This window comes from Methylobacterium sp. B1, assembly GCF_000333255.1.
In the GTDB taxonomy this organism is placed as follows: Bacteria; Pseudomonadota; Alphaproteobacteria; order Rhizobiales; family Beijerinckiaceae; genus Methylobacterium; species Methylobacterium fujisawaense.
Genome location: NZ_BACT01000192.1, coordinates 1 through 1,891 on the forward strand (window position 1 = coordinate 1; position 1,891 = coordinate 1,891).

The window sequence follows — 1,891 nt, forward strand, 5'->3', positions numbered from 1 at the left end:
AATACTGGCGCAAGCACGTCGAGGCGCATATCGACTCGATCTCAGGCGTGATCCGCCTGTCCGTGCGCGCCTTCACACCCGAGGACGCCCTGACCATCGCCCGCGCGGTGGTGTTGCGCTCTGAGGCTCTGATCAACGACATCTCGAAGCGGGCGCAGTCCGACATGGTCGCCCAGGCCGAGGCGGACGCCAAGGTCGCGCAGGACCGTCTGCGCAAGGCGCATCTCGCGCTGCAGGCCTTCCGCAATCAGTGGGGCGTGATCGATCCGATCAAGTCAGCGGAGGGAACGCTGACGGCCCTGACGTCCCTGCGGAAGGACAAGCTGAAGGCCGAGAACGACCTGCAGGTCTTGCGCGGCTCCAATCTGGACGAGCGGTCGCGCTCGATCCAGACGCTGGTGGCCAACATCGCGGCCATCGACCAGCAGATGAAGACGCTCCAGGACGAGATGACCAGCGCCACCGCCGGCGCGGGCGGGCAGAACCTGACCGAGGCGCTGCTCCAGTACGAGGGCCTGCTGGTCGAACGGACCATCGCCGAGAAGCTCGAGGAATCAGCCCACACCCTCCTCGACCGGGCCCGCGTCTCTGCCAGCAAGCAGCACATCTTCCTGGCCACCTTCGTGCCTCCGGTCCTTCCCACCGACAGCCTCTACCCCGAGCGGGGCCATACCCTGCTGGTGGCGTTCTTCTGCTTCCTGGTGATCTGGAGTTCGTCCGCGCTCCTGCTCGCAGGCATCCGCGACCAGAGGATGTAGTCGCGGTCGCGGCTCCCGGATCTGGATCCGGGGCGGCGCGGTCTGTAGAGGGAGGCGGCCCGGCCTTTCGGGCGTCCCAGAATGAGCGAACGCTAACACGCCATGTCGGATTTCTCCGATCTCGTCGCGAAGGCGATCCAGCCGTCGATGACCCGTGAGGAGCGCGAGGCGGTCTACACGGTGGTGCGGCAGGCCGTGCTCCGGCTGCAGGAGCGGGAGGCGCTGCCCGCCGACGATCCGCGGGTGGCCCTCCAGCGCCACCTGGTCGAGGAGACGATCCGCGACGTGGAGGGCGACGTGGCCCGCTACGAGTCGCTGCGCAAGCTCGACGCGGCCTTCGCGGCCCAGACCGAGGCCCACAAGGCGGCGCAGAGCGGGCGGCGCTAGGTCCGTTCACCACCGCGTCGAGACAACGCCATCCGCATCGATTCCGGGCCGGATTTCCGCCGAGCGGAAGCGCGCCTGAGCGGGGATCGGTCCCGCGACCCCTGGCGCGTCAGCCGCAGGCGACACTCGTCCGGACGCTCCCGGGCTCGGCCACTTCGAGCCCTGCCGAGACGTATTCGTTGAGCTTGTTGCGCAGGGTCCGGATCGAGATGCCGAGGATCCGGGCGGCGTGAGTCCGGTTGCCGAGGCAATGATCCAGGGTGTCGAGGATCAGGTCGCACTCGACCTGCGCCACGGTCCGCCCCACCAGCCCGCGGGTGGCGGCCTCGGCGACCTGCGCGGCGCGCGCGGCCGGTCCCTCGGCCGCGAAAGTCTCGCCGTCGGGCGAGAGAATCGCCTCCGGGCCGATCGTGTCGCCCGAGGCGAGCAGCACCGCCCGGTGAAGGGTATTCTCCAGCTCGCGGACGTTGCCGCGCCACGGGTTCTTCAGCACCAGGGTCCGGGCTTCCGGAGAGAGCGGGCGGACCGGCATCCCGTTCACCGCGGCGTATTTCCGGGCGAAGTGGGTGGCGAGTTCGATGATGTCGGCCGGACGCTCCCGCAGGGGCGGCAGCCGCAGGGCGACGACGTTGAGCCGGTAGAGCAGATCCTCGCGGAACGTGCCCTTCCGGACTTCCTCGGCGAGGTTGCGGTTCGAGGTGGCGAGCACGCGGATGTCGACCCGCACCGGCGCCGTGCCGCCGACC

General features: G+C 69.4%; 2 protein-coding genes and 1 pseudogene. 2 read left to right on the forward strand and 1 reads right to left on the reverse strand.

Annotated elements, in window-relative coordinates:
* Both I53_RS05065 and I53_RS05070 read left to right on the forward strand, forming a co-directional pair.
* Positions 1–758, forward strand: a pseudogene (locus I53_RS05065) (capsule biosynthesis protein); the annotation flags it as partial.
* A gap of 102 nt (positions 759–860) precedes the next feature.
* Complete coding sequence (locus I53_RS05070) at positions 861–1,145, forward strand: hypothetical protein (RefSeq protein ID WP_043347393.1); 285 nt, start codon at positions 861–863, stop codon at positions 1,143–1,145.
* Positions 1,146–1,254: 109 nt separating this feature from the next.
* On the opposite strand, the gene I53_RS05075 is transcribed toward I53_RS05070, so the two are convergent.
* The coding region (locus tag I53_RS05075) for a helix-turn-helix domain-containing protein (protein WP_043347395.1) at positions 1,255–1,891 on the reverse strand (637 nt) is incomplete at its 5' end.

Bases quoted from the DNA above. Each gene is read 5' to 3' on its own strand.
- I53_RS05070 (WP_043347393.1), top strand. From the start codon at position 861: ATGTCGGATTTCTCCGATCTCGTCGCGAAGGCGATCCAGCCGTCGATG.